The organism is Dermacoccus sp. BD5, from assembly GCF_044878485.1.
GTDB classification, from domain to species: Bacteria; Actinomycetota; Actinomycetes; order Actinomycetales; family Dermatophilaceae; genus Dermacoccus; species Dermacoccus nishinomiyaensis.
The window spans coordinates 19,898-45,287 of sequence record NZ_JANJER010000008.1 but is presented as its reverse complement, the minus strand read 5'-3'; the positions used below and the strand labels follow the sequence as shown (position 1 = coordinate 45,287).

Sequence of the window (25,390 nt, the reverse complement as noted above, 5' to 3'; positions counted from 1 at the left end):
GGTCACTTCCTCAGTTCGAGGACGGTGCGGCCGATACGGATGCGGGTGCCCGGTTCGACGCGCACGTGCTCACCGATGCGTTCAGCACCGATGTACGTGCCGTTCGTCGATCCCAGGTCGTCGAGGTACCAGCCGTCGGATTCGGGGTAGATGCGGGCGTGGCGACCCGAGGCGAAGTCGTCGCTCAGCACGAGCGAGCACTCGGGGTTGCGTCCGAGCAGGGTGCCGGATTCCGACAGCGGCAGCGTGGTGCCGCGCATCGCGCCTTCGATGATGGCGAGATGCGTCGGGCCCTTGCGCACGGCGCGGGGTGTCTTGGCCTTCGTTTCACGTGAAACAGCGCGCGAGGCACGGCCACCACCCGTCTTCGCGCCGTACAGGTCGGAGCGGAGCACGCCGACGACGGCGAACACGAAGAACCACAGCAGCGCGAGCAGGCCGTAGCGGATGGCCGTCATCGTCAGTTCGTTCATGGGCGGTCTCCGAGATGGATGGTCATGGGGGTGCGCCCGAGGGTCAACCGGTCGCCGTCGTGCACGTGCGTCGAACCGACGTGCTCGCCGTTGACGTAGGTGCCGTTCGTCGACCCGAGATCGCGCACGCTCATGACGAGGTGGGGACCGTCGTGCGTGATGCGGATCTCGCTGTGGCGGCGGCTGACGCCCGGGTCGTCGACGACGATGTCGGCGTCGTCGTCACGCCCGAGGACGGTGATGGCTCCGAGCAGGGGGTAGCGCTGCCCGTCGATCTTCAGCCACGGGCGTTCGCGCGGCGACATCTGACGCGGACGCGCCGATTCCGGGCGCGGCGCAGGCTCGTAGCCCGTCGGGTCGCCGACGTCGCTGTCGTCATCCCAGGCGTGATGAGCGTTCGCGTCATGGTTGTCGTGATTCTCGGCGTCGGCGTAGACATCGCCCGAGTAGACGCGACCGTCGGCGTGGGCATCGTCGAAACCGTGGTGGTCGTAGTCGTCGTATCCGGCTTCGTCTTCGACGAGGTGGTCGTCGGCAGCGTATGAGTCTTGTACTGGCGGGGCGCTGACGTGCGCCTCGCGGTCGAGGTAGCCGCGTTCATCGTTGCGCTCGTACTCGGACGCTGCGGACGGGGCGCCGGGGGCGGCGTGGCCGCGCGACGAGTCGGTGGTGGGCTGCGGGCTGCCGAGCAGGTAGTCCTTGATGCGCGTGCCGAACGTGCGGCCGGTCGGGTGCGGTGACGTCGTCGATCCGACGGCGCTCGCGGCGCTGGCACCCGCGACGCCGGCGTGCGTGCCGGAGTGAGCGTCGTAGGCATCGGACGCATCGCGGGTGTCCAGGTGGGCGTCGTGGATCGCGCCCGTGGGCTGCGCCGCGGCGTCGTGGCTCGTGTCGTCGTGGTGCGTCTCGCGCTGCGGGCGCGGGTTGTTGCGCTGGTGGGCGAGGGCATCCGCGGCCTTGGCCGTTGCGGGGCGTAGGCGGAAGACGCCCGTCTCGAGGTCGTCGGATTCGGTGAGCACGATCGTCAGGGGGCCGCCGGGCATGTAGCGCTGCTCGTCGGCGTGCTCCTGGGCGCTCGCGATGAGTTCGTCGTCGAGTTCGTCGCCCCACTCGGAGAGGCGGTCGTAGTCGGTCGGCGACAACTCGATCGTGAACAGGTTGGGGACGATGGGTCGCTTGCCCTTGCCGACGGACGCCGCGCGGTCGTCCATGGCGCGGCGGATTCCGGACGCGATCTCGACGGGCTGGACCTCGCTCTTGAACGCGCGCGCGAAAGCGCCGTTGACGCCTTGTTCGAGTTTGCTCTCGAGCTTGTCGAACAGACCCATGGGTGCCTCCAGTCTCGTACCTCACCCCTGAGCGGGGACGTGCGCCCAACGGTTCGCCGGGGTTTTGATCGTAACGGGCGCACTCTTGCCTGCGCTGGATGCGGCGCGCGTCCGCGTGCCTGTGAGGGCGGCCGGTTGCGTGGTGGCGGGGCACGGGCGCCGCGCCGATTTGGTGAACTCGCCCAAGGTAGGGAATGATAGGTGAGCACTCGCGCGAGTGGCGGAACGGCAGACGCGCTGGCTTCAGGTGCCAGTGTCCGAAAGGGCGTGGGGGTTCAAATCCCCCCTCGCGCACGCGGGGTAGTTCACGAATCACTGTGGCTACAGTTCACGAATCCCGGTCTGAGAGAAATCTCAGGCCGGGATTCGTGTTTTCCGAGGGGTTTTCGGCCTTGAAATCGCTTGGGTGGGCGCTGTGGCGCTGGCGGTAGATCTGTGAGCCCTGACCTTGATGTTCACGTCAGGCTCTGCCGGCGGGTTCTCGCAGACCGCGGCCCCCGCGAAGAACGACCACACGACCAGCATCGCGGCCTCGTCAGTCGGAGGGGCCGCGCTCGCTCTCGGCGGATCTACCCTCGTCTACCGCCTACGCAAGAACGCCTGATCATCGTTGATCGCACCCGACGCTCGCCCGGGACAACTGCCCCGCCGGACGCATCCGGCGGGGCAGTCTCGTCAGACGCCGACCCGCTGCGGGTCGGGGGCGTCGAGCGCCGCGCGCGCACGCCGCGTCACCTCGGCGTGATCGAAGAGAAAACGCTGCGCGACCTCAGCGTTCTGATGCACGAGCCGCGGGCGAGTCGGCCCACTCGTCGAATGCAACTCGACGGTGCCCAAGCCCAGCCACCGCTGCAGAGGACCCTGCGCGAGCGCCATCGACTGCACCCGCGCATGTGGCACGCAGACGACTCGGCGCTTCATGCGGCCCTCGCGGATGACGGTCATCGTCGCCGTGCGCGCCCACGCCTGGCGCCGCGACGACAACGGATCGAGCAGCCGCGCTCGCCGGCCGGGCCCGGTGAACATCGCTGCGACGGCTGATGTCGATGTCGTGCGCTCCGCCATCATCGCCTCGAGCATGAGGTCGCGACCGGTCACGTCCGGCGGCGTGCCCGGCTCCGGCAGGACGAGCCCCATGAGCATCATTGCGTCATCGACGGATCCGAGCGGCAGCAGGATGGCGTCGGCGTCGTCACCGAGGGCGGAGGAACTCGCGAGGTTCATCCGCACGCGCCACCACCCGAACCGGCGCCACAGCACGGGTTGTGTGAGTTCGACAGCCTGGATGCGGTCGACCGGAATGACGCGACGCGTGGTCGAGGTGAGGCCGTGCGTGACGACGATCCCGTCGGACGTGAGCGCCACGGAGAAGTTCGAGTCGCGCAGGAACGCGCGGACGGCCGCATTCACAGCGCCGAACATGACGAAGAGCACCGTCAGCGCGATCGAGAACGCCTCCGACGCGTGCCCCGTACTCACGCCGACACCGAACAGGACGAGCAGGACGACGAAACCCGCCGCCGCGACAAGCGCACCACCCGTCAGCGCCTGGGCGATGAAGACGCGGTGCGGGGACACCCTGACGATGGCGCCCTCCGCGTCCGCTGCGACTCGTACGCGATACGGCGCGAGGGCTTCGGTGAGCGTGCCACTCAGGTCGTCGACGACGCCCGGGATGACACCGTGAACGAGTCGACTACCCAACGATGCACCGGGCCGCGATGCCCTCGCCGTGGCGGCGTCCTCCCGGACGCGCGCGGCCTGGCGGGTGGTATGCGCCTCGACCTCGGGTGCATCGCCGGGGTTGGTGGCAGCCTCCTGGTCACCAGCGCCGAGGCTGGTGGATGTCCGGGACGCACCGTCGCTCTCGTGGGAGGTTTCACGTGAAACTCGCACCCGTTCGAGCATCGTGGCGCGTAGCTTCTCGGCGTCGGCGCGCCGCAGGTACTCGATCGTCAGGTTGGAATCGCTGCCGCCGGCGACGTCGAACTTGAGCTGGGCGAGGCCAAGCAGTCGGGGAAGTAGCGGCTGGGTGAGGTCGATGGCCTGCACGCGATCGAGACGCGCCTTGCGGTGCGCCTTGCCGACGACGCCCTTGCGCACCTGCAAGCTGTCGGCGTCGACGCGAAACTCGTTCTTGCGCCACATGATCCAGTTGGCGAGCAGCAGCACGGCAAGCACGCCCACGAGAATGGCGAGCGCGACGAGCCAGCGGCTCGCCGCGTATGTCTCGGCATTGCTCGACGACGAGGAGCCACCGGCCGCGCCGTTGAGAGCTTCCTTCAGCATGTCCTCGGCGCGGGAGATGCCGATACCGAGGACGACGAGCAGAAACGCGCCGCTCTTCATGACTGGCGTCAACGGGTGAACGCGATGCCATGCTCCGTCGGCGAGCGTGTCGTCGGGCGGCCCGGGGGTGGCGGCCGAGTCGTCGGGCGTGTGGGTATCGGCCATCGTCACAACCCCGCGAGGTGCGCTTCGCCGAGCGCGGCGAGACGATCGCGCAGTGCCTCCGCGTCGCGGCGTGGCATGCCGGGGATGGTGGCGTCGGAAGACGCGGACGCGGTGTGCAGTTCGAGCGTGGCGAGATCGAACATCCGCGCGATCGGTCCACTCGAGACCTCGACGTACTGCATGCGCCCGTACGGCACGACCGTCGTCGTACGGAACATGACGCCCCTGACGATGAGCAGGTCGTCGTCGCGCGTGGCGTACCCGATGTGCCTGACCTGACGCGCGATGACGAGGCCCACCCACACGACGGCGACGATCAGCACGACGGCGAGGGTAACCGTCACCCAGCGTGGCGCGAAGAACATCGTGGCCGCGACGCCGGCACCGGCGACGACCGCCGCGATGGCGAGCGTCAGCAGGCGCGCCGACGTCAGTCGCGGGCTCACCGGGGTGAGGCCTGGTGGCAAGGGCCGTGCATCGCGTTCGGACATGCGTCCCACCCTAGGTCTGACGGCGCGACGGCCCGGCAGCGGCATGCACGCGGCCGGGAGTTGTCGGGTCTACCAAGAACCTCACCAAACATGCGCACAGCCTCGAACGACGAGCGCTAGACAGCCTCGTGCCTGTTTCACGTGAAACGGCGAGGTTCAGGCCCTCATGATCTGTTCGGCGACATCGTCGAGGTCGCTGCCCATGCGCACGTGCACCCCGCGCCCGAGGTCGAACCCTTCGTCGTCGAGCCTCCCATGGGTGAGGGGTGCGTCATCGAGGCCGGCGAACCAGACCTCATGCCCGTCAGCCGCGAGGCGCCGCACCGTCTCGAGGATCATGCGGGCCGCGGTCTCGTCGAGCGCGTGGACGTCGACGAGGTCGAACACGACGGTCTTCGTCGTCGGCGGCTCGTCGCTGATGAGCCGCACGACGCGCTCCGCACCGGCGAACCGGATGTCGCCCTGCAGGTCGTAGACGTGCGCGTCGACGCCGCGCGAACCTCGCCCGAGCGGAACGACGTGGGAGTGCCGGACGACGGAGCGGGCGGGCGGCGGGACGTCCATGAGGTGCATGTCCATGTCTTCGCTGAGCCGCTCGAAGACCTGCACCCCGCGGGCGGAATGGCCGTGCTCGTCAAGCGGCGGCGAGAACGTCGCGAGCCCCACCTGCCCGGGCAGCGCGCCAATGATGCCGCCCCCGACGCCGCTCTTGGCGGGGATGCCGACGGCCGTCAGCCAGTCGCCGGCCGCGTTGTACATGCCGCAGCTCAGCATGACCGACAGCACCTGACGGGCCGTGCGCGAGCTGACGACCTGCTCATCGGTCACCGGGTGGAGGCCGCCGTTGGCGAGCGTCGTCGCCATGACGGCCAGGTCACGCGTCGTCACGCGCACGGCGCACTGCTCGACGTAGCCGTGGACGACGACGTCCGGGTCGTCCGTCAGCATGTCGTAACTGCGCAGCATGTGTCCGATGGCGAGGTTGCGGTGCGCGTCGTGCCATTCCGATTCGGCGACGGTCCTGTCGATGCTCAGCTCGCGCCCGGCGAAGGCCGACAGACCGGCGACGATGCGTCGCACGCGCGCCGACTCGTCGTCATCGGGGGAGGCGACGAGAGAGTGCGCCGTGATGGCGCCGGCGTTGATCATGGGGTTGAGAGGGCGCTTGCTGCCCGCCTCGAGGCTGATCTCGTTGAACGCCTCACCGCTCGGTTCGACGCCGATGCGACGCTGCACCTCGTCGAGGCCGCGATCCTCGATCGCCATCGCGTAGACGAACGGTTTGCTGATCGACTGAATGGTGAACTCCGCCTCGGCGTCACCGGCGCTGTAGATCATGCCGTCGACGGTGGCGATTGCGAGGGCGAACAGTGACGAGTCGACGCGGGCCAGTTCCGGAATGTAGTCGGCATTCCGGGCATGGGCGTCGGGCGGGCAGGCCTCGAGCGTCGCCGCGAGGTAGTCAGGAATCAGCGAGATCATCGAGAAAACCGTACGACCTGCGTCTTGTCGCGGACGAATCGGTTGCTCCGTGCGTGCAAATGCACGCGGGTCCATTTGCACGCACGGAGGTCGTCGGGAGGCATCGGCCATGCTGACGTTGTCTCAGGGTGGCTAGCGTATTTGATAGACACGTCGAGATTGTCCGATCACGCAGTGGCGGCGAGCATGGTGACATGCACTCTGAAACGACGCCGGACGCGACGGCGAGCGGCCCTGCTGGGCATGACATGAACTGGCACGACGTCTACGGGGGCGAGCAGGTCTGGAGCGGCAACCCGAACGACGCGCTCGTCGCGGTGCTCACGAAGCAGTTGGCCGACTTATCCCCGGGTCGAGCGCTCGACGTCGGCTGCGGTGAGGGCGCTGACGCCATCCACCTCGCCGAGCAAGGGTGGCAGGTGACGGCCCTCGACGTCGCGGCACCCGCGCTGGAACGGGGGCGTGCGGCAGCCGAAGTAAGCGGAGATGACGTCGCCTCCCGCATCACGTGGGTGTGTGCGGGGCTGCTCGACGCGGCCTTGGCGCCGGACAGCTTCGACCTCGTCAGTGTTTTCTACCCCGCTCTACTGCGCACCGAAGATCGGGCGATCGAGCGCTCGCTTCGCGACCTCGTCCGACCCGGTGGCGCACTGATCGTCGTGGCTCACGCGCACGTCGATCGCGATCGCGCGCTCGAGCACGGCTTCGACCCGGACTCCTACGTCACGATCGCCGACGTGGTAGCCCGCCTCGGTGAGGGGTGGCAGATCGAGCAGTTCGAGTCGGAGCGCCACGTCACCGAGGGTGCCGGTGCCCACCACCAGGCCGACATCGTTCTCATCGCGCGTCGTAGCGACTGATCAGCTGCGCCCCGCACCGGGCGCATGATCAGCTGCGCGGCCGCGCCCCGCGCACCGACGCGCGGGTCAGTGGCGGGTAGATCGTCTGGGCGCTGCCGCGGCGGTAGAGCTTGGCGGGGCGCCCGCGCCCGACGCGGCTGTCGCCCGTCTCCTCGACGAACCCGTCGACGCTCAACACCTTGCGATGGAAGTTCGCAGGTTCGAGCGAGCCGCCCCACACGGCTTGGTAGACGTGGCGAAGCTGCGACATCGTGAACTCGTCGTCGAGGAAAGCCGTTGCGACAGAGGTGTATTCGAGTTTGGAGCGGGCGCGTTCGACGCCGTCGGCGAGGATACGCTGGTGGTCGAACGCGAGCGGCATCCCGAGCGCTTCGTCGACCGGTACCCACACCGCTTCGAGCGCGTCGGACGCCGCTTCGAGGTCGGGAAGGCGCGCGCCGAACACCGTCCACGCGACGCCGATGACGCGTTCCGGCCGCGGGTCGCGCTCGACCTCGGTGTACGTGCGCAACTGCTCGAGCACGACGTCGCGCTCCGCGATGCCGACCTCTTCACGCAGCTCGCGATAGGCGGCCTGCTCCGCCGACTCGCCGCGACGCATGAAACCGCCCGGCAGCGCCCACTTGCCTCGCTCCGTCGCGGCGGCCCGCCGGATGAGCGCGACGTGCAGTTCGTCGTCGCGCAGGGTGAGCACCACCATGTCGGAGGCGACGAGGGCGACCTCGCGATCAGCGTCAGACATGCCCCGAGTCTAGTCAGCGCGACGATCGACGCCGCCCGGCCCGCCGTTTTCGCAGCCGCCGACGCAACCGCTGCCACCGGATCTGCGTGCGCCACCATCGCGGCAGCGCGGCGCACTCCTCGAGCGGCAGCGGCGCAGCGCGGCGCCCCGCCTCGTCGAGACAGCGTCGCAGCACCTCGACGAGCACGCGCACGTCGTCACCGGCGCGATGCGCGTTCTCGACGGGGATGCTCCAGTACTCGGCGAGCGTGCCGAGACGCAGGTTGTCGGTCGGCAGCTCGAGCCCCCGCGCGAGATGCCACGTGCACAGGCGTTCGCTGACGGGCAGCTCACGCCCGGCGCGGCGCGCCTCCGCAGCGAGGAACGCCCAGTCGAACGCCGCGTTGTGGGCGACGAGGATGCGCCCATCGAGCAGTTCGCTCAGTTCGTCGACGAGGTCGGCGAAACCGGGTGCGTCGCGCACGTCGTCATCGCTCAGCCCGTGGATATGGACGGGCCCGGTGCCACCGCGGGCTCGCACGAGCGAACTCCACTCGCGCTCCAGGCCTCCTGACGGCGTCAGCTGCGTCACCGCCACCTCGATGACGCGGTGCCGCAGCGGGTCGAGCCCGCTCGTTTCCACGTCGACGACGGCGAAACCGCGCCGCGCGGGCGGGGGGACAACGCTCGGTGCAGGCATGTGAGCCACTTCCCGTTGCTGGTCGCGCGCCACCTCGTGAGCGGCGCGTCGCCGTCTCCTGCGGCGATGACTTCACCGTACGAGTGAGCACCGACAACCCCGGAACGACGCGGTTCTCACGCCATCGCGGCGCCCCCTGACGTGAGGGGGCGCCGCGACGAACGAGCTCAGAGAAGGGCCGCCGCGGTCACGGGCTGACCATGCCCCCGTTGACGTTGAGCGTCTCGCCGGAGACGTATCCCGACTCGGCGCTCGCGAGGTATACGTACGCACCTGCGAGCTCTGCGGGCTGGCCTGCGCGCCCGAGGGGCGTGTTCTGGCCGAACTCGGGGATGTTCTCCTGGAACTGCCCGCCGGAGACCTGCAGCGGCGTCCAGAACGGGCCCGGTGCGACGGCGTTGACGCGGATACCCTTCGGCCCCTGCTGCGCAGCCAGAGCCTTGCTGAACGTGTTGATCGCGGCTTTCGTCGTCGCGTAGTCGAGCAGGTGCTCGCTCGGGCCGTAGGCCTGGATCGAGGTCGTGTTGATGATGGTGGAGCCGGCCGGCATGTGCGGCAGCGCCTCCTGAGTGATCCAGAACATTGCGTAGACGTTCGTCTTGAGCGTCTGGTCGAACTGCTCGCTCGTGATGTCGGCGATGTCGGCCTGCGCCTGCTGGAAGCCGGCATTGTTGACGAGGATGTCGAGCCCACCGAGCTTGTCGACGGCGTCACGCACGAGTTGACGCGCGGTCGCCTCCTCGCTGATATCGCCCGGCATCAAGTAGGCCTGACGCCCGGCGTCCTCGACGAGCTTCGCGACCTCGGCGGCGTCCTTCTCCTCGCGCGGGTGGTAGCTGAGCGCGACGTCGGCGCCCTCACGCGCGTAGGCGATGGCGACGGCGCGCCCGATGCCGGAGTCTGCCCCCGTGACGAGGGCCTTGCGCCCCTGGAGACGGCCGGTGCCGCGGTAGGTGTCCTCGCCGTGATCGGCCTTCGGCGTCAGCTTCGTGTCGAGCCCGGGCCACGTCAGCTCCTGCTTGGGAAAGTTGTCCGAGGGGTACTGCGTGACGGGGTTGGTGAAGGTGTACTGATCGGTTTTCTTGTCGGTCATCGCGGGCCTCCTGGCACGTCGGGCGATCCGGAAAATGTGGCGAACAGTGGTGCAGCACTGGCTTGTTCAGGACGCTACCCGCGTGCGAGCACCGTCGGCAATGACCCGTGAGGGTGGATGCCGCACCCCCACGTTGCACCGTCATCCCTTGTAGCGTTTGCCCGTCTTCTTGCGCTCGCGCAGCACGCCCTGTGGCCGGCCGTCGTCGTTCGGTGCCAGACCGCCCTGGCACGTCGGGCAGCTGAACAGGGTCCGCTCGCGCCCGGGGTCGCCGGCCATCGCGACGCGGATCGTGTCGTTGCAGCGCAGGCACGCCATCCCCGACCGGGCGTGGACGTAGCGGTCCTGCCCCGCGCGGGCGTCACCCGTCGACGATTGGACCCCGGTGCGTCCGCTGACGAGCATGAGGCGTCGCGCGTCGTCGAGCACCGCCTCGAGCACCCCGTCCGGCATCGCGGCGAGTTGCGTCCACGGCAGGATGCGGTGCACCCACAGCATCTCGCTGATCCAGAACGTGCCGAGACCGGCGACGAGCCGCTGGTCGAGCAACGCCTCACCGACCGGGCGTTCGGGCTGTGCGCGCAGGTTGTCCAGCGCACGCCCGCGCCCGCCGTCATCCCAGTCATCGGCGAGCAGATCGGGCCCGAGGTGCCCGACGACGTCGCCCTCGCGCGCGGTCTCGAGGACGTCGAGCACGCCGAGCTTCGAGCCGACGGCGAGCGTCCGCGGGGTGTAGAGCAGCGCCCGCGTCGTGTGGGCGGTGACGGCGCGTCGGACGTCGGCCTCGGCGCCGGCAGCGGCGCGTCCCTGGAGGGTCGACGGGGCTGGCAGCAGGCTCCAGCGGCCCTCCATCTTGAAGTGGGAGTGGATCGTCACGCCACCCTCGAGCCGATGCAGCATGTGCTTGCCGTGCGTGACGACGGGCAGGCACTCGCGCCCCGAGAGATCAACCGTCGCGAGCCGCGGCGTGCGCAGATCGGTGCGCGTCAGGCGTTGCCCGAGCAGGGCGCGGTTGAGGCGCGCCGCAGCCCACATGACGGTGTCGCCCTCAGGCACGGGGCCTCCTTCGGTCGTCGTGGCACGGCGTTCTCAGCGAAGTATGAGCGATGTTTCACGTGAAACGCAGGGGAAACGCCGACGGCGACATTGGCCGTGTACGCCAGTCTTTGCGACGATATCTCCCGATCAAGCCACGGGGAGGGAAAGAAAAATGAACCACATGCGCAGGGGAGGCGTCACGCTGGCCGCGGCTCTCACCGTCATGCTGACCGGGTGCGGCGCCGTCGAGGACGCCGTGTCGAAGGCCACCGATTCGGCGAAGAGTGACGCCGCCGACGCGACGCCGAGCGGGTCGGCGCCGTCGGCCGCATCCGGTTCGGCCGACAAGCCCATCGGCCGCGCCTCGATCGACCTGGGCGGCTCCGCCTCCTCGTTGCCGCCGGAGAAGATGTCGAGGCCCGACGCCACGGACTGCTACGCGGGGTCCTCACGTATCTATGACCGGCACGGCGTGACGTGCGTCGAAGCGCGCTCGGCCATGCAGAAGTACGAGGCGACGCCCGCGTCAGCCAAGGGCAGCGAGGCGCGCGTCGACGCCTACACGTGCTCGCACAATCCGGACATCATGGTGACGCAGGGTGCCGCGCCGGCGAAGTGCGTCGACGGCTCCGGCAACGTCGTCTTCAACTGGCGTTACCCCGGCGCACCGCAGCCGGCCAGGGGCTGACGGCTGCCGCCCGGCGTCGGCGAAACCCCCACCGTAGGCAAGACGCCGGACGCTGGGCCGAGTCGCGCCGCGGCGACCCGGCCCGGCGTCCGACTCGGAAGACCTGCTCGTCCTGTCAGGCCTGACGGGTGACGCGCACCCGGGCGCCGTTGCCCGGCATCGTGGGCAGCTGCGTCCAGGAAAAGTCGAGACCCTTGGGGTCGATCTCGACACCGGGCGTGCACAGACCGGAGATCGTCACCGACAGTGCCGTCACGGCGATCTTCTCGCCGGGGCAGCGGTGCCCGGTCGCGACGTCGCCGCCGCCCTGCGGGATGAAGTTCTCGATCTGCTCGGCGTCCTCGACCCCGAGGAAGCGCTCCGGCTCGAAGCTGTCTGCGCGCTCCCAGCCGCTGGGGTCGGTGTTCGTGCCGAGCACGTCGATGAGCACGCGCTGGCCCTTGCGGATCTTCTGCCCGCCCCATTCGAACGTGTCGCGCGCGAACGCCGGCAGCATCGGGACGAACGGCGACGTGCGACGCACCTCCTGCGCGAACGCGACGGCCGTCGGATTCCCGAGCAACGTTCCACGTGAAACCACCTCGCCCGCGATGCGCTCGCGGTACTCGGGATGCTCGACGAGCGCACGCGCCGCGAAGGCGGCGAAACGCGCGACCGCAATCGTCGGTCGAGTGGCGTTCTGCAGTTCGACTCCGGCCGTGTGCTCGTCGAGGAGGGAGCCGTCGAGGTGGGTCTGCTTGGCGACCTCAGCGAGCGCGGTGCCCTCGGCGGGCGTGATCTCACCGCGACGCGTGCGCGCGACGAGGTCGGCGGCCCACGCGTCGCAGCGGCGGCGGTTGAGCCACGCCTCGACGTGGGCGGGGCTCTTCTTGCCGAACCCGTCGACGATCTGCCCGAGGCGCTCGGCCCAGACGTCGAGCTCGGCGTCGTCACCGGGGATGCCGGCCCAGCGCAGCGCGGCCCGTCCGTATGTGATGACGCTGCCGTCGTACACCGTGCCGGGTGCCTCGACCCAGCGCTCCAGCGTCTTGCGCATCTCGTCCTCGAGGTACGGCATGAGACGGCGCACCTGAGCGTCGTCGTACGCGATGCGCACGAACATGGCCTTGCGGTGACGGTGCTCGTCGTCGTCGAGGCCGTGGACGGCGCCCTTGCCGAACAGAGGGCCGCGGATGGGCAGCGGCATCGCGCCGTCACGCTTCATGCGGGTCGTGTCGTAGAACAGCTCGACGCCTTCGCGCCCGCGCACGAGGAGGGCTGGTTTGCCGAGCATGCGCAGACCGAGCGGACGCCCGTCGCCGGCGTCGCGCCCGTGCGCCTCGCGGACGCGGCTCTGGAACAGGTAACCGTCCGCGAGGAAGGCGGCCGTCTGATCCGGCAGCTTGCCCAGCGTGTCGGCGATCTTCGTCGTGATGGTGCTCATGCTGACCCCGATTCGCTTGGAGAACAACGGATTTGTCCCCAGCATAGGCACGCCGCCAGAACGCCCGCTGAGTGCCTCATGACATGTGAGAGCAAGGTCTCGCGCTCGGCTGCCCGCACGGCGCCCTGAGGTGCGCGATCCGCCGAGAGGCGGCCGAGACGGTGGGCGTCCAATCGAAACCGCCGTCTGAGCGCCGGGCGTCACCCGTCGCGCAGGGCCTCGATGAGTTCGTCCTTCGTCATCGTGCTGCGGCCTTCGACCTCGAGCTCGCGGGCGCGCTCACGCAGTTCGTCGACGGTCCAGTCGTCGTAGCTGCCGTGCTCGCCGCCCTTGCGGCCGACGGCGCTGCGTGATGAGTTCGCGGCCGCGTTGGCGATGCGGGCCGACTTCTCCTTGCTGTTGCCCTCGCGCCGCAGCGCCTCGTACATCTCGTCGTCCTTGACCGACGGGCCCGGGTCGTCGTTCGAGCCACGCTTGTCCTGGTTCTTCGCCACGTCACTTGTCCTTCCATGCGCGTGATGCAGACGTCTAGATCATGCCTCGGCCGTGAGTAGTTCTACTCACCCTGCGAGGTGGGATCCAGTGATCTCATGGGCCCACGCAAATTGGAATCAACGCTCTCGTGCGCGCCTTCTTCGTCGTCTTCTGCCGGTGCTTGCCGGGCAGCGCGGGCGCCGCGGTCGGCGCGCGTCAGCACCGCCCATGACGTCGCACCGCGGTCACGGTGCGTAGACGACCTTCGTCACGGCCACCGTCTTCGGGGCCATGTTGTTGACGCTGTACTGCGCCGTCCACGTCGCGTTGGTCTTGTCGAAGTATTTCTGCCCAGCACCCTTCGTAGGGTCGAAATCCTTGGGCAGCAACAGGACTGCGTCGCCGGCGCTGTCGCAGTAAAGCCAGCTGCGACGGTCTTGGTAGTGCGTCGTCTGGTCGTGCGACGCTGCAGAACACGTGGCCCCGTTGGCGAGCTTCACCTGCAGGGGAGTCGGCCGCTCGCCGGGGTCACGCGGCCGGATCTTCGACACGTTCGACGGGAACCGAACCGCCATCCTCTGTTCGAGGCTCTGCAGGCACAGCACGTTTCCGGTCGCCTTCTCCTTCTGGCACGCGATGAGACCGGCGGCGATCGCCCCGCACGTGAAGGACTTGCCGGTCTTGGAGTAGGGGCTCACATCGGCGCTGGGTGAGGACGAATCGAAGCCCATGCTGCAGCCGTCGTTGTCGAGGGTCGGCACGTTCCACGATGCGTCGGGCCAGACGGTCGTGCTGACGGTGGAGGCACCAGCGACGGTGGCCGGGGCCGACGATCGCGCGGTGTTCGATGCTCGGGACGAAGAACCGGCCGGGGAGGGCGACGTCGCGGACGGTTCCGAGGGACCTGACGGCGCGCTCGCGCTGGTAGCGGGTGAGGACGCCGGCGTCGCGGACGACGATGTCGACGTAGCAGCAGCCGACGTCGAGGTCGTCGAGGAGGCTGACGTCGAGGATCTCGGTGAGGGCGAGGTGCTCGTCGCGCTGGGTGGGGTGGAGTCGGCGGTCGTGTCGCCGGATCCGCCGCATGCCGCCAGGGCGAGCGTCAGCGCGCCGAACGACGCGAGGGTGAGTGAGCGAGTACGGGCCATGGTGTCTCCCGGGGTCAGCGTGCTGCCTGTGGGTTCACCATGAGCACATCACACGTGAGCGCCGCGTGGTGGTTCGGCGTGTGCAGTACCCACGGTGCACGCGACGTTCGTGCTGGCTCGCCTCGAGAAGGCGCGGCATGCGCTCCGACGAGTACCCACACGCGGTCGTCACCAACGCCGACGAACCCGGCGCCGACGAGCCGACGAGCTGCTGAGACCAGCCACGCAAGCGAGCGAAACCCTTTGCGCCGCAGCGGCTCTCCCCGTCGACGCTCGGGAAGAGCCGCCGATGCGTCAGCGGCGCGGCTGGCCGTTGGAGGCGGTCGTGCCGCCGTCGACGGGGATGATCTGGCCGGTGATGTACTGAGCGTCCTTGGTCGACAGGAACAGCGCGATGCCGGCGAGGTCCTCGGGCACACCGACGCGGCCGAGCGCGAGGCGGTCGACGAAGGGCTGCAGGTCGTCGTCGCTGTCGGCCATGTCCGCCGTCATCGGCGTCTTGGTGAAGGCGGGCGCGATGCCGTTGATGCGCACGCCCTTGGCGCCCCAGTCGAGGGCGGCGCTCTGGATGAGGCCGCTGAGCGCGTACTTCGTCGAGTTGTAGACGGGCTGGCCCCAGTCGCCGCCGATGCCGCTGACGCTCGTGACGACGGTGATCGAACCGTTCGTCTTCGCCAGTTCGGGCAGCGCTTCCTTGAGCATGTAGAAGAAGCCGTCGACGTTGGTGCCGTAGGCGGCGGCGAAGTCTTCGTCGCTCGTCTCGGTGACGTCACCGCCGACGTGCTGGCCGGCGTTGTTGATGACGACGTCGAGGTGGCCGTACGTGTCGACGGCCGTCTTGACGAGGGCGGCGACGTCGTCGTGCTTCGACACGTCGGTCTGCACGGCGAGGGCGTTGTCGCGCCCGGCGATGACCTCGTCGAGCTTCTCCTTGCGGCGCCCGGCGACGACGACGGTGGCGCCGTTGTCGAGGAACGCATCGGTGATGGCGGCGCCGATGCCGGTGCCGGCGCCCGTCACGATGACGACCTTGCCCTTGACGTCGTACGTGTTCGCTGTCATGACCATGCTCCTTCGCGCGGGGTCGTGGCTGATGCCACCTGGTTGTTTCCAGCCTGTCGCGCAACGGTGTTCACGTGCAACTACGGCGCGGATGGCGGGTGGGCGCCGGGTGCGACGTCGCCGCGCGGACGATGCGTGGCCGATGCGGCAGCGCGGCGCTCGCGGGCGGCTTGCAGTGCGGAGCCGTACGCTGTGCCCTCGTGTCGAGCATCTTCGAGTTCATCCTCAACCTGCCGCCGTGGCTCGTCCTCGTGTGCGCGTTCCTCTTTCCTGCGCTCGAGGCGTCGGCGTTCGTCGGTGTGGTCGTGCCGGGTGAGATCGGCGTCGTGCTCGCGGGGGTCGTCGCGAATCAGGGCAAGTTGCCCGTGTGGGCGGTGCTCGTGGCGTCGATCGCGGGGGCTGTCATCGGCGACTCGATCGGCTACGAGGTCGGCAAGCGTTGGGGTGAGCAGATCCTGAGCAAGCTGCCTGACCGCCTGCTCGACAAGCGCAAGATGGAGAACGCGAAGGACACACTGCGCCGTCACGGCGGCAAATCGGTGTTCTTCGGGCGTTTCACCGCCGCGCTGCGCGCCCTCATCCCCGGTGCCGCGGGCATGAGCGGGTTGCCGTACGTGAAGTTCGTGTTCTGGAACGCGCTCGGCGGGTCGATCTGGGCGACGGCGTTCGTCCTCATCGGCTACATCGCCGGCAGCCAGTACAAGTCGGTCGAGCGCTTCGCGAACTGGATCGGCATCGCCCTGCTCGTCGGCATCATCGCCTTCTTCGTCGTCAAGCACTTCCGCGGCAAGGGCCAGCACGAGCACGCATGACTCACACACGTCTGAGCCCGAGGCACCTGCAGCCCCGGGCGGACGGACGACGCCCCGCCGAATCCGTCGACGGGGCGTTCACGCGTTCTGATGGCGCGTCAGTCGCACTGCCAGCACACGCCGCTGGCGGGCAGCTGCGTGAAGCATGACGGGCAGACGGGCTGCGGTTCGTCCTCGCGCTTCGCGGCGCGGGTGCGTTCGGCGGCGCGGTCGGCGCGTTCGCGGCGCACGATGACCTGTTCGGGGATGCGTGCGACGCCGCCGCTCTCGGGCAGGTCGGTGGCGTAGGCGCGGTAGCACATGAGGCGGTGTTCGGCAGCGTCCGCTTCGACGTCGGGTTCGCCGACGAGTTCTGGCATCGTCAGGCCCTCGGCGATGGGCGTGCGCCAGTAAGCGGTGCCGACGGTGCCGTCGGTCTTGAGGCACAGCGACGTCAGCGGCGGATCGCCGGCGGTGGCGGCCTGCACGGCGCACAGTTCGAGGATCTTGCCGACCATGTTCGCCGGCGTCGACGAGGTGTGGATGCCCGATTCGCGCTGCACGTGCTGCGCGAGCTCCTTGTACGTGATGAGGCCGTTGTAGTGCGTCGCGACCTGCTGCAGCCGCTCGTAGGCGATGCGCGTCCAGACCTTAAGGGCGTCGGCGAACTCGACGGGCGTGCCGTCCTCCGCGCGGTAGGTACCTCGTGGTGCGGGGGACGTCGACATCAAGCCTCTTTCGTCGGTTTCGTCGGTGGGGGTGCCCACGAATTATCCCCCGGCGCGCTGGGGGGCTGCGACCAGCAGCGTCGTGAGATCACCCACGCTTGCCTGGGCGTTTCGTCGACATCACGGGTGCCCGACGTCGGGGTGGGTGACGTGGCGCGGCGGAACAGGGACGATGGGGGCATGAGTGATGGTGGACGCATGCGACGCGACAGGTTCGACGGGCACATCGCCGGCGTGGGGACGACGTCGGGTCGACGTTTCGTCGTCGGACGGTGGTCGCGCTCGCCGTGGGGATCGTTCGCGGACGTCATGGTGGCGCACCCCGACGGGCGACGGGAGCTGCTCGCCCCGAACGACGAGGTGGCCGAATACGTCTGTGCGACCTATAAGTTCGACGACGTGACGGTTGTGGACGTCGCGATCGACGGTGCCACGGGCGCTGGTTTCACGTGGAACATCATGGCCGGTGAGTTGGATCTGAGCCTGACGTTCGGTCGTCGTCTCGCGCTCGCGTGGCCGCTGTGGCCGATTCGTGGGGCGCTCGTTCACCCGGGCACGGCACGCGCGATCGACCCGTTCGCGCGCGTGCTCATGCCGGGGGTTCGCACGGCGGGGACGGCCGGAAACGGGCGTCGCGAGTTCTATCTCGCGCAGGATCTGCGCGCCGTCACGGCCGTGCGCGGCGCGTGGGCGGGCGAGGACGTCGGAGCGCTCGCGGACGTCACCCCTGAGCCCGGCTTCGGATTCAGCTCGACGCCGCGCCGACCAGCCGTCACGACGGTGACGACGTTCGTCGAGGTTCACTGAGTCATCGGCGATCAGGTGCTCAGGTGACGCTGGCCCATCTGAACACCGTCTCGGGCATCGGATCATGCAGTTTCCATGTCACGCCCATGGGGCGTTCGCCCGAATGCTTGACGTAGTGCGCGTTGCCGAGGAACACGAAGGGTGCGCCGCCTCCGAACGCGCTGACCTTGTGCTGACGGGCGAAGAGCAGGATGTCGTGATTTCGCTCGGCGTGATGCCGATAGCGCTGACCGGTTTCCGAATCAGCGCGAACCGCAGCCTGGGACTCCCAATGCATGAGGCTTCTGGAGATGGCGTAGTCGCGATACATCGTGGTCGGAGAAAAGCCGGCCTCGGTCTTGACTGTGGTGACGAGCAGGGCATCCAGCTGTTTCTCGGGTACGTGGAAGACGCCGGCGACGGCTTGCGCCGGCATCCGTCGGCGTGTGAGATCGGCGTATCCGATTGCGGCAAGGAGTTCTTCGCGAGTGTAGGTGGCGTGTACCCGAAGGGGAAGGTCGGAGCGGTTCCCGCCGAGTGTGTTGTGGCGGACGGCGTCCATCGTCAGGGAGAGGACCTCCCTCATTTCGGCACGCACCGCCGGCTCTTGGGCTAATGTCGCGAAGCCGTCCTCGATTGAGGTGAATCCGCCCCCGCCGGGCCATAGGCTGAAGAACAGCATGGCTGCGTGACGTCGTGCGTTTGCGGAGAGATTCCGCCACGTCATGTGGTCGGTGAGCAGTTCGAGATACGCCGCGTTGCGTGGCGCATCATCTACGTGCGCCACGGCCCTCACGCGTCGCACGAGGTGGGATTCCCTGGCCCCCGCGGGTGGTAGCTCGTGCTTGGCTTCACGCCGTAGTGTCGTCCATGATCGGTCGTTCTTCAATACATCGGAAAGCTCGACCCCAACATCGTCGAGGAACAGCTTCAACGAGGCGATCTCGCTGTCACGCGCCTCGGCGACCAGTGACCGCCACGTCGAATTGATGCCTTTCTTGACGTTATCGAGGATATATTCGCGCGCCACTTCATCGAGGACGATCTGCGATCCGCCCGGCAAATTGAACCCGGCGTGAACGGCAGCGATCAGTTCACGGCGCGTCATGTTTTTGGCAACGGCGCGTAGCTTGCGGTCCCAACGGTATTCGGCACGTTGATGCCCGACGAAGTCGAGTGCGGTCAACACCGGCTTATTGGCAGCGAGACGAAGTCCTCGACCAAGTTGTTGAACGAAGATCGTGGGACTCTCGGTGGGGCGCAGAAAAAGAACCGTGTTGACCTCGGGAATGTCGATTCCCTCGTTAAACATGTCGACAGTAAAGAGAGCCTTCACGTCGCCGCGACGGAGAGCCTCCACCGCTTCCACGCGGTCGTGGGCGCTCGGCGCCGAAGTGACGGCGAGCGAAAGTACTCCGTTCGCGGTGAAGTAGTCGGCCATGAACTGCGCATGGTGGGTCGATGTGCAGAACGCGAGGGCCTTCATCGCCCCAATGTCCGTGATCTTCTGCTCGAGCTGGCGTAGAACGTGGCGGGCGCGGTCGACGTTCTCCTTGATTCGCGAGTCGAGTTCCTCCCTGTCGTAGCGGCCGCCGATCCAGCGGACGCCTCGCAGGTCGACGACGTCATGAACACCGAAGTAGTGGAAGGGTGTGAGGAGATCCGCAGCGAGGGCGTCCCAGAGACGCACCTCGGCGGCGGTGCGTCCGTCGAAGAAGTCGCGGACGTCGAGGCCGTCGCCGCGTTCGGGGGTTGCGGTGAGACCGAGGAGTTCACGCGGCGCGAAGTGGGTGAGAATGCGACGATATGACGCGGCTCCCGCGTGGTGGAATTCGTCGATGACGATGACGTCGTACGCGGCGGGGTCGACGGCGTCGAGGTCTGTGCGCAAGAGGGATTGGATCGACGCGAAGAGATGTTTGCCGCCGCGAGGGCGTTGCCCATCAACGAGGAACTCGCCGAAACTCGCATCGTTCATTACCTCGGCGTAGGTGCGACGAGCCTGGCGCAGGATCTCCGACCGATGCGCGATGAAGAGCAGGCTCGGTCGTTCGCCGGCGTTACACAGACGCGCGTAGTCGAGGGCTGCGACGACCGTCTTGCCGGTTCCTGTCGCCGCGACGACGAGGTTGCGATGGCGGTCGTGTAGGACGCGTTCGGCTTCGAGCTGGTCGAGGATGACGCGCTGGTGTGGGAACGGGGTGACCTGGAGGCCGGAGAGTGAAAGTGCCTCGGTTGTGGCCTTACCGGCGGCTTCCGCGAGCGCGTGATCCAACCTGACGGCGTCGCGCGTCGGGTCGTAACTCTCGAAAACAGGGTCATTCCAATAGGACTCGAAAGTCGCGTCGAACTTGCGCATCAACGTGGGCGTGGCGGTTTGTGAGATGCGAACGTTCCACTCGACCCCGTCGAGAAGAGCACTGGAGGACAGGTTCGAGGAGCCGACGTACCCGGTGTCGAAACCGGTGTTGCGTTTGAAGAGCCAGGCCTTCGCGTGCAGACGAGTCCGTTTTGTCTCGTAATGCACTTTCACCTGCGCTCCGAACTCGTGCACGAGCCTGTCGAGTGTTCGGCGGTCGGTGCAGCCCGTGTAAGTCGAGGTAATGATTCGGATCGGCACGTCGTGGGCGCGCAGTTGCCGCAATTCCTCTACCAGCAGGCGGATACCGGGCCACATGACGAAGGCGCACAGGAGATCCACGCTGTCGGCGCTGACGAGTTCGGCCCGCAATTCCCGGCCGAGGCTGGGCTCGTCCGGAGCATTCGTGAGGAGCGCGGCCTCGCGCAGCGGTGTGGTGGGGCGTTGGTCGTATGGGCGGCGCGAGCCGAGGGGAGTGGCCTTTTCGATGGCGTGCAGGAGTGAGATGTCCCCGTCGGGCAGGACGTTCTCCTGCTCGCCTTCGAGGCTGTTCAGGAGATCGTTGACGAGCCTCAGCGCGGTGGACGGATTGATGTGTCGCACGAGCGCGTCGGCGACGTGCTGGCTGAGGATGCGGGGCAGGTCAGCCTCGTCGATCCTTGCTGTGGAGGCCGTCAATTCTGGCCTGAGGTCCTCGAGTTGACTGCGCACGCCTGCGCTCACGAGAAGTTCGTAGAGGCCCTCATTCATATCGCGACATTAGCTGACAGATCGTTCGTCGCTCGGCTCTTTCGCGACGTATTCGGCATGATGAGCGCGGCTGTCACCGCTGGGGGCTACGTTGTGAGCGGGCCGAATGAGTCGGTCATCGAGCGACGAGGGGTGGATGGCGTGAGTGTGACGTGGGGTGAGGCGCGTCGGGTGCAGGAGGCCGGGCCGCAGCAGGCTTGGTGGCCGCAGGGTGAGCAGCCGCAGTGGGCGCGGGTGACGCCGTCGGATCTCGTCGTCGCCGCCGTCCCGGGCGACGACGCGGACGCGGTGGAGCTACCGGCGTTGTGGCGTCTCGACGCCTACGACGAGGAGCGCGAGCTCGTCACGTACGAGCTGTGCCTCGCATCCGTCGACGGCGGACCGGCCGGCGAGCCGACGTTCGTGTGCCGTGACGCAGGGGCGGTCGTCAAGTTCCGCGACGACCTGACGTTCGAGACCGGCGACGATGCACAGCCTCTCGTCGCATGGTTCACGTGGCTGCAGCGTCGTGATGCGCTCATGGCGTCGGAGCCGCGCAGCGATGAGTGGGCGGGCGACGACGTCGACTCGCAACTCGAGCGCGCGGAGGCTGACGTCGTCGCGATGGGCGAGCAGACGGCGCTGCTGTCGGTGTTCGACAGTGTTGCGGCGATTCGCGAGTGGGTGGCACGGCTCTCGCCGAAGCCGCTCGTGCCGTTCGAGATCGTCGCGTTCGACGCGGCTGGCTGGCTCGAGGCCAAGCGTGCGCAGGATGAGGACGGCCTGTTGCACCAGTACCACGAGACGTCCGACGACGATCCATCGCGGATCGTCGTGAAGTGGCTCGCGGTAAAGCCCGACGTCGAGTCGGCGCAGACGTGGTTCACGACGGCGGACGGCGGTGTCGGCTCGGCGTACGTGTGGGGTTACTCCGAAGGGGGCGGTCAGGTGTCAGCGTTCGCCGTCGAGCGGGCGCTCGCATGGGGTGAGGTGGCGCCGTTCGTCACCGATGAGTTCGCCGACGATGTACCCGCGTCTCGCCGATGGATCGCCGTGCGCGCACAAGGCATGGTGTCGGGTATCGCTGTGCCCGTGGAGGATTCGCTCGTCACGGTGTCGACGGATGCGGACGGAGCGAGCTTCGGCCTCCGCGCCGAAGAGGCCGAGATAAGCGTCGCGCGCCGGCGTGCCGAGCAGGATTTCCGGTTGAAGTGGGCGCGCTGGTTCAACACCGACGAGGAACTGACGCGTGACGAGTTGGCGCGCGGCGTCAACGCCGTCGAGGCGACGATGAAGGAGCTGGCATGACGAACGTGACTCACGAACTCGACTTGGGCGACACCGGGTTCGACGAGTTCGACGACGGCGATAGCACCCGCTGCACGTGGAACGAGTGCGTGTGCACCGAGACCCCGACGCACTACGTCGTGTTCGCCGAGCACGCAGGCGGCGGCGACGCGCAACTCTTCTGCGCGCGCCACTACGTGCTGACGCTCGCGAAACTCATCGAACTGCACCTGCCCGAGTGTTCGGGCGGCGCCGACGATCACGTGTTGAGGTACGGCTCGCTCGCCGAGTAGCGCCCGCGTCAGCGTTACGGCATGCACCTCTATCCTCAGTCTGGCGAACGCTCACGGGTTTGCGATTTCTCGGATGAGGATCACTTCTCGCAGGCGACTCCGTCTCCATCACGATCGAGCTTGCGGCTGTACCCAGGTTGGCCGGCGTAGAGCGGAGCAGCCCCTGCTGCCTTGACCTGCCTACAGTTGCTGTAGCTGGCGGAGCCAGTGGGTTCGGCGTCTGGGGTGTCGGGCTCGTCCGTCCTTTGCGGCACCACGGGTGCAATGGGCTCGCTGGTCGCGGGCGTTTCGTTGCGAGTCGGTGCTGTTGATCGCGTTGTCGCGGCCCGCGGGGTGACGGGTGTTGTTCGGGAACGCGTGCTGTCCGAGGTATCTCGTTCCTGGCTGGTCTCGGCCGTGCTCGCCGTGCTGGCGGCGGTGCTCGTCGTGGGGGTTGTCCGAGATGGCGCCACGCTCGACTGAGTGGCGGTTGTCGTAGCCGATGACGCGGAGACTGACGGATTCGAACTGGCGCCTGAGCCGCCATTGCACTGCGCGACGAGCAATGAGACAAGGACGAGACCAGCGCCTCCCATTCCGACCTTTTTCAGAAGGCCCGTTCGGTTGGCGGTTGACGCCGTCGACGAGGCCGCCACCGTAGCCCCACTTGGTGTCTGACGGGGCCAGGAGCGTGGGATCGACTGCGGCAGGTTGTGAGCCCGGGTTTGCGTCACGGGCTGCGTTGGCTCTGGAACAGTTGGGGCCTGGTCGTCTGCGCCCCGGTTCTCGTAGCGCTGGCGCAGGTTCGCGGCCGTGTTTCGGGCCGTTCGCGTGGCTTCCGCCGCCGTGCTCGCCGCCGCGCGTCTGGCTTCTGCCGTATTGGCGTCGAGGGAGCGGAGGGCGCCGCCGATTCGTTCACGGGCATCGCGCCACGAGGGAGATGATTCCGCGCCATACAGGCCCTCGGGTCCAGCGACAGGGCGTCGGGATTCGTCGACCCAAAAGGGCCAGTCTGCGGGGGCGTCTGGCCAGCGAGGGTCCGGCTGCCAACCTTGGGACGGTCGCCAGGCGTGGGGCGTCGGGGGCCAGCCAGGAGGCGGGTTGAAGTATTCCATTCGCCTCATCGTGCCAGGTCGCTCCCTGCTGAGCGGGCTATCGGGAAGAACGCCCTTATCGGTGTCTGACCCGTTCGGAGCGCCGGGTCATGTGCTGATCGCGGAGCCTCGGTTCTCGTTGAGAGTGACCGGGGTGGCGAAGGTCGCGACGGCTGTCCCATCGAACCGGGGCCGCGATGACACGATGGGGCATGGCTGATTTTGACGACCCGTCGGTCGAGGCGTTCATCCAGTCGTTTCGTGAGCAGTTGAACGACGAGGAGAACTGGCCTGACGTCGCCCGTGAGCTCGGGTTGCCGCCGCAAGCCGACGGCGGGCAGCCGGCGTCAGGCGCTGCCAGCGCGCCCGGTGCGGCGTTCGGCCTTCCCGCAGCGGGCGTGCCCGCAGGCTCGACGGAAGGCGTTGCGCGCCGGTTCTTCACGCCACCGCCGCCGCGGCCGCAGGTGACGCTGCCGCCCGCACGCGACGGCGTGCGGCTCCTCACCGTCCGCGTCGACGTCGACGAGGTGAAGCCGGCTGTTTGGCGCCGTATCGAGGTGCGTAGCGACGTGACGATGGCGCAGTTCCACGACGTCATCCAGGCGACGCTCGGATGGGCGGACGCGCATCTGCACCGGTTCACGCTCGGGCCGAAGAAAGATGTCTGGCGTGGGCCGTTCCTCGCGAGCGTGGCAGACGTAGAGATGGGTGATGACCTCGACGAGGCGTCCGGCGTCGAGACCGAGGTCGTTCTCGATCAGGTGTTGCGCGCTCCGGGCGATCGCGTGTTCTACGTGTATGACTTCGGTGACGACTGGGTGCACACGATCAAGGTCGAGAAGGTCGTCGAGCTCGCGACGAGCGGTACACCTGACGCTGACGGCCCGCTCGCGGAGTGCGTCGCCGGTCGCAACGCGTGCCCGTTGGAGGATTCGGGCGGACCGTGGCAGTACAACGAGCTCGTCCAGGGGCACAAGGCGCGCAACTTGTCACCGGAATACGCCGAGTGGGTGCCGCCGGGCTGGGATCCGGCGCGCTTCTCGGTCGACGAGGCGAACGCCGCGATCGTCGTGCTGTCGAAGGAGAACGAGGCTCTGCAGAGGATCGCCGAAGAGGGGGCGGTGGATCCGTCGTCGATGCTCGGCCAGACGTTGCGGCGGGCGTCGCCGCGTGCGCAGGTGGTGTTGCTCGGTTCGGTGTCGCGGGCCCGCAAGGAGCATGTCGAACCGACGGACGCAGAGCGCGCCGACGCGTTGCGCTCGTGGGTGACGCTCATCGGCATGCTCGCGGAGGGCCCGTTGCCGTTGACGCAGGCGGGCTACCTGAAGCCTGACACCGTCGGCAGGATCGTCGACGCGCTAGGCATCTGGACGCACGGCAGTAGCCGTCGAGAGATGGATGTCGTGCCGGTGACGGCGCTGCGTGAGTCGTTGAAGACGATGGGCTACGCGCGTCACTATCGCGGTGAGTTCGTGCTGACGAAGCGCGGCCAGTTGGTCGCGAAGGCGATTGCTGCGGGCGAGTTGGAGCAGTTGTGGCGCGACCTCGCTGCCGCGCTGGTGCCGGCGAAAGCCGACGAGTTCGAGGCCTGCGCGCGAACGCTCTACGCGCTGCTCGTCGCCTCAGCTTTTCCGCAGGAGCACACGTACGAGATGATCCGCGAACTCATCGCGGACGTGGGATGGCGCATGCCCGACGGCTCACCGCCGCGTTGGCGCGACATCGGCCCGTGCGTGTGGCCCATGATGCGCATGCTCGAGCACGTCGAACAGGACTGGTGCTTGCGACGATCGGGACAGGATTACACGCCCGCTGCCCGCGCCCTGGCGTTCGACGCCGTGGCGGAGCTGGCAGACACGTCAGGAACGCAGCGCAACCCGGGCTGACGGGTGGCGCCCCGCGCCGAGAG

At 68.1% G+C, this 25,390-nt stretch carries 25 protein-coding genes and 1 tRNA gene; 10 read left to right on the top strand and 16 right to left on the bottom strand.

Annotation, left to right across the window (positions count from 1 at the left end; all coding sequences use genetic code 11):
- Positions 1-2: 2 nt before the first annotated feature.
- Both NQ706_RS07695 and NQ706_RS07690 read right to left on the bottom strand, forming a co-directional pair.
- A complete protein-coding gene (locus NQ706_RS07695) occupies positions 3-473 on the bottom strand; it encodes an FHA domain-containing protein (RefSeq protein ID WP_006944783.1) in 471 nt (156 codons plus the stop codon).
- Positions 470-1,801: a DUF3662 and FHA domain-containing protein gene (locus NQ706_RS07690; protein ID WP_338032964.1), complete on the bottom strand. Its 1,332-nt coding sequence runs from the start codon at positions 1,799-1,801 to the stop codon at positions 470-472. The genes NQ706_RS07695 and NQ706_RS07690 overlap by 4 nt, the downstream gene beginning before the upstream one ends.
- A 211-nt stretch (positions 1,802-2,012) precedes the next feature.
- Between NQ706_RS07690 and NQ706_RS07685 the strand changes: the two genes are divergently transcribed.
- Positions 2,013-2,095 (top strand) — tRNA-Leu (locus tag NQ706_RS07685).
- A 381-nt stretch (positions 2,096-2,476) separates the two neighbouring features.
- Here NQ706_RS07685 and NQ706_RS07680 read toward each other — a convergent pair.
- From NQ706_RS07680 to NQ706_RS07670, 3 genes are all read right to left on the bottom strand, one after another.
- Positions 2,477-4,255, bottom strand: a complete 1,779-nt coding sequence (locus tag NQ706_RS07680) for a PH domain-containing protein (protein WP_051805439.1) — start codon at positions 4,253-4,255, stop codon at positions 2,477-2,479.
- A gap of 2 nt (positions 4,256-4,257) precedes the next feature.
- Positions 4,258-4,746 (bottom strand): PH domain-containing protein, encoded by a 489-nt coding sequence (locus NQ706_RS07675; RefSeq protein WP_038566346.1) that lies wholly within the window; start codon positions 4,744-4,746, stop codon positions 4,258-4,260.
- 156 nt (positions 4,747-4,902) lie between these two features.
- Positions 4,903-6,228 carry a glutaminase gene (locus NQ706_RS07670; RefSeq protein WP_081873526.1) on the bottom strand — a complete coding sequence of 442 codons (1,326 nt, stop codon included), beginning with the start codon at positions 6,226-6,228 and terminating at the stop codon, positions 4,903-4,905.
- 194 nt (positions 6,229-6,422) lie between these two features.
- On the opposite strand from NQ706_RS07670, the gene NQ706_RS07665 reads away from it, so the two are divergent.
- Positions 6,423-7,088, top strand: a complete 666-nt coding sequence (locus tag NQ706_RS07665) for a bifunctional 2-polyprenyl-6-hydroxyphenol methylase/3-demethylubiquinol 3-O-methyltransferase UbiG (protein WP_038566349.1) — start codon at positions 6,423-6,425, stop codon at positions 7,086-7,088.
- Between the two features lie 28 nt (positions 7,089-7,116).
- Here NQ706_RS07665 and NQ706_RS07660 read toward each other — a convergent pair whose 3' ends face one another.
- From NQ706_RS07660 to NQ706_RS07645, 4 genes are all read right to left on the bottom strand, one after another.
- The gene (locus NQ706_RS07660) at positions 7,117-7,830 is read right to left on the bottom strand and encodes an NUDIX domain-containing protein (protein ID WP_051805446.1); all 714 of its coding nucleotides are present in this window, start codon (positions 7,828-7,830) and stop codon (positions 7,117-7,119) included.
- A 13-nt stretch (positions 7,831-7,843) separates the two neighbouring features.
- On the bottom strand, positions 7,844-8,509 hold the full coding sequence (locus NQ706_RS07655) for an exonuclease domain-containing protein (protein ID WP_051805448.1): 666 nt from the start codon (positions 8,507-8,509) through the stop codon (positions 7,844-7,846).
- 187 nt (positions 8,510-8,696) lie between these two features.
- Entirely contained in the window at positions 8,697-9,602 is a 906-nt protein-coding gene (locus NQ706_RS07650; protein WP_038566352.1) for a glucose 1-dehydrogenase, read from the bottom strand.
- A gap of 141 nt (positions 9,603-9,743) precedes the next feature.
- Positions 9,744-10,658 carry a DNA-formamidopyrimidine glycosylase family protein gene (locus NQ706_RS07645; protein WP_038566355.1) on the bottom strand — a complete coding sequence of 305 codons (915 nt, stop codon included), beginning with the start codon at positions 10,656-10,658 and terminating at the stop codon, positions 9,744-9,746.
- Between the two features lie 154 nt (positions 10,659-10,812).
- Between NQ706_RS07645 and NQ706_RS07640 the strand changes: the two genes are divergently transcribed.
- Complete coding sequence (locus NQ706_RS07640; RefSeq protein ID WP_038566358.1) at positions 10,813-11,328, top strand: hypothetical protein; 516 nt, start codon at positions 10,813-10,815, stop codon at positions 11,326-11,328.
- Between the two features lie 115 nt (positions 11,329-11,443).
- Here the strand turns inward: NQ706_RS07640 and NQ706_RS07635 are convergent, their stop codons facing one another.
- From NQ706_RS07635 to NQ706_RS07625, 3 genes are all read right to left on the bottom strand, one after another.
- Entirely contained in the window at positions 11,444-12,751 is a 1,308-nt protein-coding gene (locus NQ706_RS07635; protein WP_038566363.1) for a cytochrome P450, read from the bottom strand.
- Positions 12,752-12,951: 200 nt separating this feature from the next.
- Positions 12,952-13,179, bottom strand: coding sequence for a Rho termination factor N-terminal domain-containing protein (locus tag NQ706_RS07630; RefSeq protein ID WP_050786487.1), 228 nt, complete (start codon positions 13,177-13,179; stop codon positions 12,952-12,954).
- Positions 13,180-13,470: 291 nt separating this feature from the next.
- Positions 13,471-13,956, bottom strand: coding sequence for a hypothetical protein (locus tag NQ706_RS07625; RefSeq protein WP_038566368.1), 486 nt, complete (start codon positions 13,954-13,956; stop codon positions 13,471-13,473).
- Between NQ706_RS07625 and NQ706_RS07620 the strand changes: the two genes are divergently transcribed.
- Positions 13,955-14,416, top strand: a complete 462-nt coding sequence (locus tag NQ706_RS07620; RefSeq protein WP_038566372.1) for a hypothetical protein — start codon at positions 13,955-13,957, stop codon at positions 14,414-14,416. The two genes, NQ706_RS07625 and NQ706_RS07620, sit on opposite strands and share 2 nt — an antisense overlap.
- 251 nt (positions 14,417-14,667) lie before the next feature.
- Here the strand turns inward: NQ706_RS07620 and NQ706_RS07615 are convergent, their stop codons facing one another.
- Complete coding sequence (locus NQ706_RS07615) at positions 14,668-15,435, bottom strand: SDR family NAD(P)-dependent oxidoreductase (RefSeq protein WP_038569982.1); 768 nt, start codon at positions 15,433-15,435, stop codon at positions 14,668-14,670.
- Positions 15,436-15,635: 200 nt separating this feature from the next.
- Between NQ706_RS07615 and NQ706_RS07610 the strand changes: the two genes are divergently transcribed.
- Positions 15,636-16,247: a DedA family protein gene (locus NQ706_RS07610; protein WP_038569984.1), complete on the top strand. Its 612-nt coding sequence runs from the start codon at positions 15,636-15,638 to the stop codon at positions 16,245-16,247.
- Between the two features lie 98 nt (positions 16,248-16,345).
- On the opposite strand, the gene NQ706_RS07605 is transcribed toward NQ706_RS07610, so the two are convergent.
- On the bottom strand, positions 16,346-16,954 hold the full coding sequence (locus NQ706_RS07605) for a hypothetical protein (RefSeq protein WP_006944651.1): 609 nt from the start codon (positions 16,952-16,954) through the stop codon (positions 16,346-16,348).
- A gap of 180 nt (positions 16,955-17,134) precedes the next feature.
- On the opposite strand from NQ706_RS07605, the gene NQ706_RS07600 reads away from it, so the two are divergent.
- Positions 17,135-17,761 (top strand): hypothetical protein, encoded by a 627-nt coding sequence (locus tag NQ706_RS07600; protein WP_235181979.1) that lies wholly within the window; start codon positions 17,135-17,137, stop codon positions 17,759-17,761.
- A 19-nt stretch (positions 17,762-17,780) separates the two neighbouring features.
- Here the strand turns inward: NQ706_RS07600 and NQ706_RS07595 are convergent, their stop codons facing one another.
- Positions 17,781-20,849, bottom strand: a complete 3,069-nt coding sequence (locus tag NQ706_RS07595; protein WP_038566378.1) for a DUF3427 domain-containing protein — start codon at positions 20,847-20,849, stop codon at positions 17,781-17,783.
- Between the two features lie 141 nt (positions 20,850-20,990).
- Here NQ706_RS07595 and NQ706_RS07590 point away from each other — a divergent pair, with 141 nt between their 5' ends.
- Both NQ706_RS07590 and NQ706_RS07585 read left to right on the top strand, forming a co-directional pair.
- On the top strand, positions 20,991-22,136 hold the full coding sequence (locus NQ706_RS07590) for a hypothetical protein (protein WP_150112689.1): 1,146 nt from the start codon (positions 20,991-20,993) through the stop codon (positions 22,134-22,136).
- Complete coding sequence (locus tag NQ706_RS07585) at positions 22,133-22,408, top strand: hypothetical protein (protein WP_006944769.1); 276 nt, start codon at positions 22,133-22,135, stop codon at positions 22,406-22,408. Before NQ706_RS07590 ends, NQ706_RS07585 begins: the two co-directional genes overlap by 4 nt.
- 80 nt (positions 22,409-22,488) lie before the next feature.
- On the opposite strand, the gene NQ706_RS07580 is transcribed toward NQ706_RS07585, so the two are convergent.
- Entirely contained in the window at positions 22,489-22,662 is a 174-nt protein-coding gene (locus NQ706_RS07580; RefSeq protein ID WP_231729393.1) for an excalibur calcium-binding domain-containing protein, read from the bottom strand.
- A 10-nt stretch (positions 22,663-22,672) separates the two neighbouring features.
- Between NQ706_RS07580 and NQ706_RS07575 the strand changes: the two genes are divergently transcribed.
- Both NQ706_RS07575 and NQ706_RS07570 read left to right on the top strand, forming a co-directional pair.
- Positions 22,673-22,870 carry a hypothetical protein gene (locus NQ706_RS07575; protein WP_038566383.1) on the top strand — a complete coding sequence of 66 codons (198 nt, stop codon included), beginning with the start codon at positions 22,673-22,675 and terminating at the stop codon, positions 22,868-22,870.
- 823 nt (positions 22,871-23,693) lie between these two features.
- On the top strand, positions 23,694-25,367 hold the full coding sequence (locus NQ706_RS07570) for a plasmid pRiA4b ORF-3 family protein (RefSeq protein ID WP_038566385.1): 1,674 nt from the start codon (positions 23,694-23,696) through the stop codon (positions 25,365-25,367).
- Positions 25,368-25,390: the final 23 nt, after the last annotated feature.

Bases quoted from the DNA above. Each gene is read 5' to 3' on its own strand.
- NQ706_RS07640 (WP_038566358.1), top strand. From the start codon at position 10,813: ATGAACCACATGCGCAGGGGAGGCGTCACGCTGGCCGCGGCTCTCACC.
- NQ706_RS07655 (WP_051805448.1), bottom strand. From the start codon at position 8,509: ATGCCTGCACCGAGCGTTGTCCCCCCGCCCGCGCGGCGCGGTTTCGCC.
- NQ706_RS07630 (WP_050786487.1), bottom strand. From the start codon at position 13,179: ATGTACGAGGCGCTGCGGCGCGAGGGCAACAGCAAGGAGAAGTCGGCC.
- NQ706_RS07570 (WP_038566385.1), top strand. From the start codon at position 23,694: ATGGCTGATTTTGACGACCCGTCGGTCGAGGCGTTCATCCAGTCGTTT.
- NQ706_RS07665 (WP_038566349.1), top strand. From the start codon at position 6,423: ATGCACTCTGAAACGACGCCGGACGCGACGGCGAGCGGCCCTGCTGGG.
- NQ706_RS07585 (WP_006944769.1), top strand. From the start codon at position 22,133: ATGACGAACGTGACTCACGAACTCGACTTGGGCGACACCGGGTTCGAC.
- NQ706_RS07660 (WP_051805446.1), bottom strand. From the start codon at position 7,830: ATGTCTGACGCTGATCGCGAGGTCGCCCTCGTCGCCTCCGACATGGTG.
- NQ706_RS07620 (WP_038566372.1), top strand. From the start codon at position 13,955: ATGCTGCAGCCGTCGTTGTCGAGGGTCGGCACGTTCCACGATGCGTCG.
- NQ706_RS07600 (WP_235181979.1), top strand. From the start codon at position 17,135: ATGAGTGATGGTGGACGCATGCGACGCGACAGGTTCGACGGGCACATC.
- NQ706_RS07695 (WP_006944783.1), bottom strand. From the start codon at position 473: ATGAACGAACTGACGATGACGGCCATCCGCTACGGCCTGCTCGCGCTG.
- NQ706_RS07595 (WP_038566378.1), bottom strand. From the start codon at position 20,849: ATGAATGAGGGCCTCTACGAACTTCTCGTGAGCGCAGGCGTGCGCAGT.
- NQ706_RS07575 (WP_038566383.1), top strand. From the start codon at position 22,673: ATGGGCTCGCTGGTCGCGGGCGTTTCGTTGCGAGTCGGTGCTGTTGAT.
- NQ706_RS07675 (WP_038566346.1), bottom strand. From the start codon at position 4,746: ATGTCCGAACGCGATGCACGGCCCTTGCCACCAGGCCTCACCCCGGTG.
- NQ706_RS07650 (WP_038566352.1), bottom strand. From the start codon at position 9,602: ATGACCGACAAGAAAACCGATCAGTACACCTTCACCAACCCCGTCACG.
- NQ706_RS07690 (WP_338032964.1), bottom strand. From the start codon at position 1,801: ATGGGTCTGTTCGACAAGCTCGAGAGCAAACTCGAACAAGGCGTCAAC.
- NQ706_RS07615 (WP_038569982.1), bottom strand. From the start codon at position 15,435: ATGACAGCGAACACGTACGACGTCAAGGGCAAGGTCGTCATCGTGACG.
- NQ706_RS07680 (WP_051805439.1), bottom strand. From the start codon at position 4,255: ATGGCCGATACCCACACGCCCGACGACTCGGCCGCCACCCCCGGGCCG.
- NQ706_RS07605 (WP_006944651.1), bottom strand. From the start codon at position 16,954: ATGTCGACGTCCCCCGCACCACGAGGTACCTACCGCGCGGAGGACGGC.
- NQ706_RS07625 (WP_038566368.1), bottom strand. From the start codon at position 13,956: ATGGGCTTCGATTCGTCCTCACCCAGCGCCGATGTGAGCCCCTACTCC.
- NQ706_RS07635 (WP_038566363.1), bottom strand. From the start codon at position 12,751: ATGAGCACCATCACGACGAAGATCGCCGACACGCTGGGCAAGCTGCCG.
- NQ706_RS07670 (WP_081873526.1), bottom strand. From the start codon at position 6,228: ATGATCTCGCTGATTCCTGACTACCTCGCGGCGACGCTCGAGGCCTGC.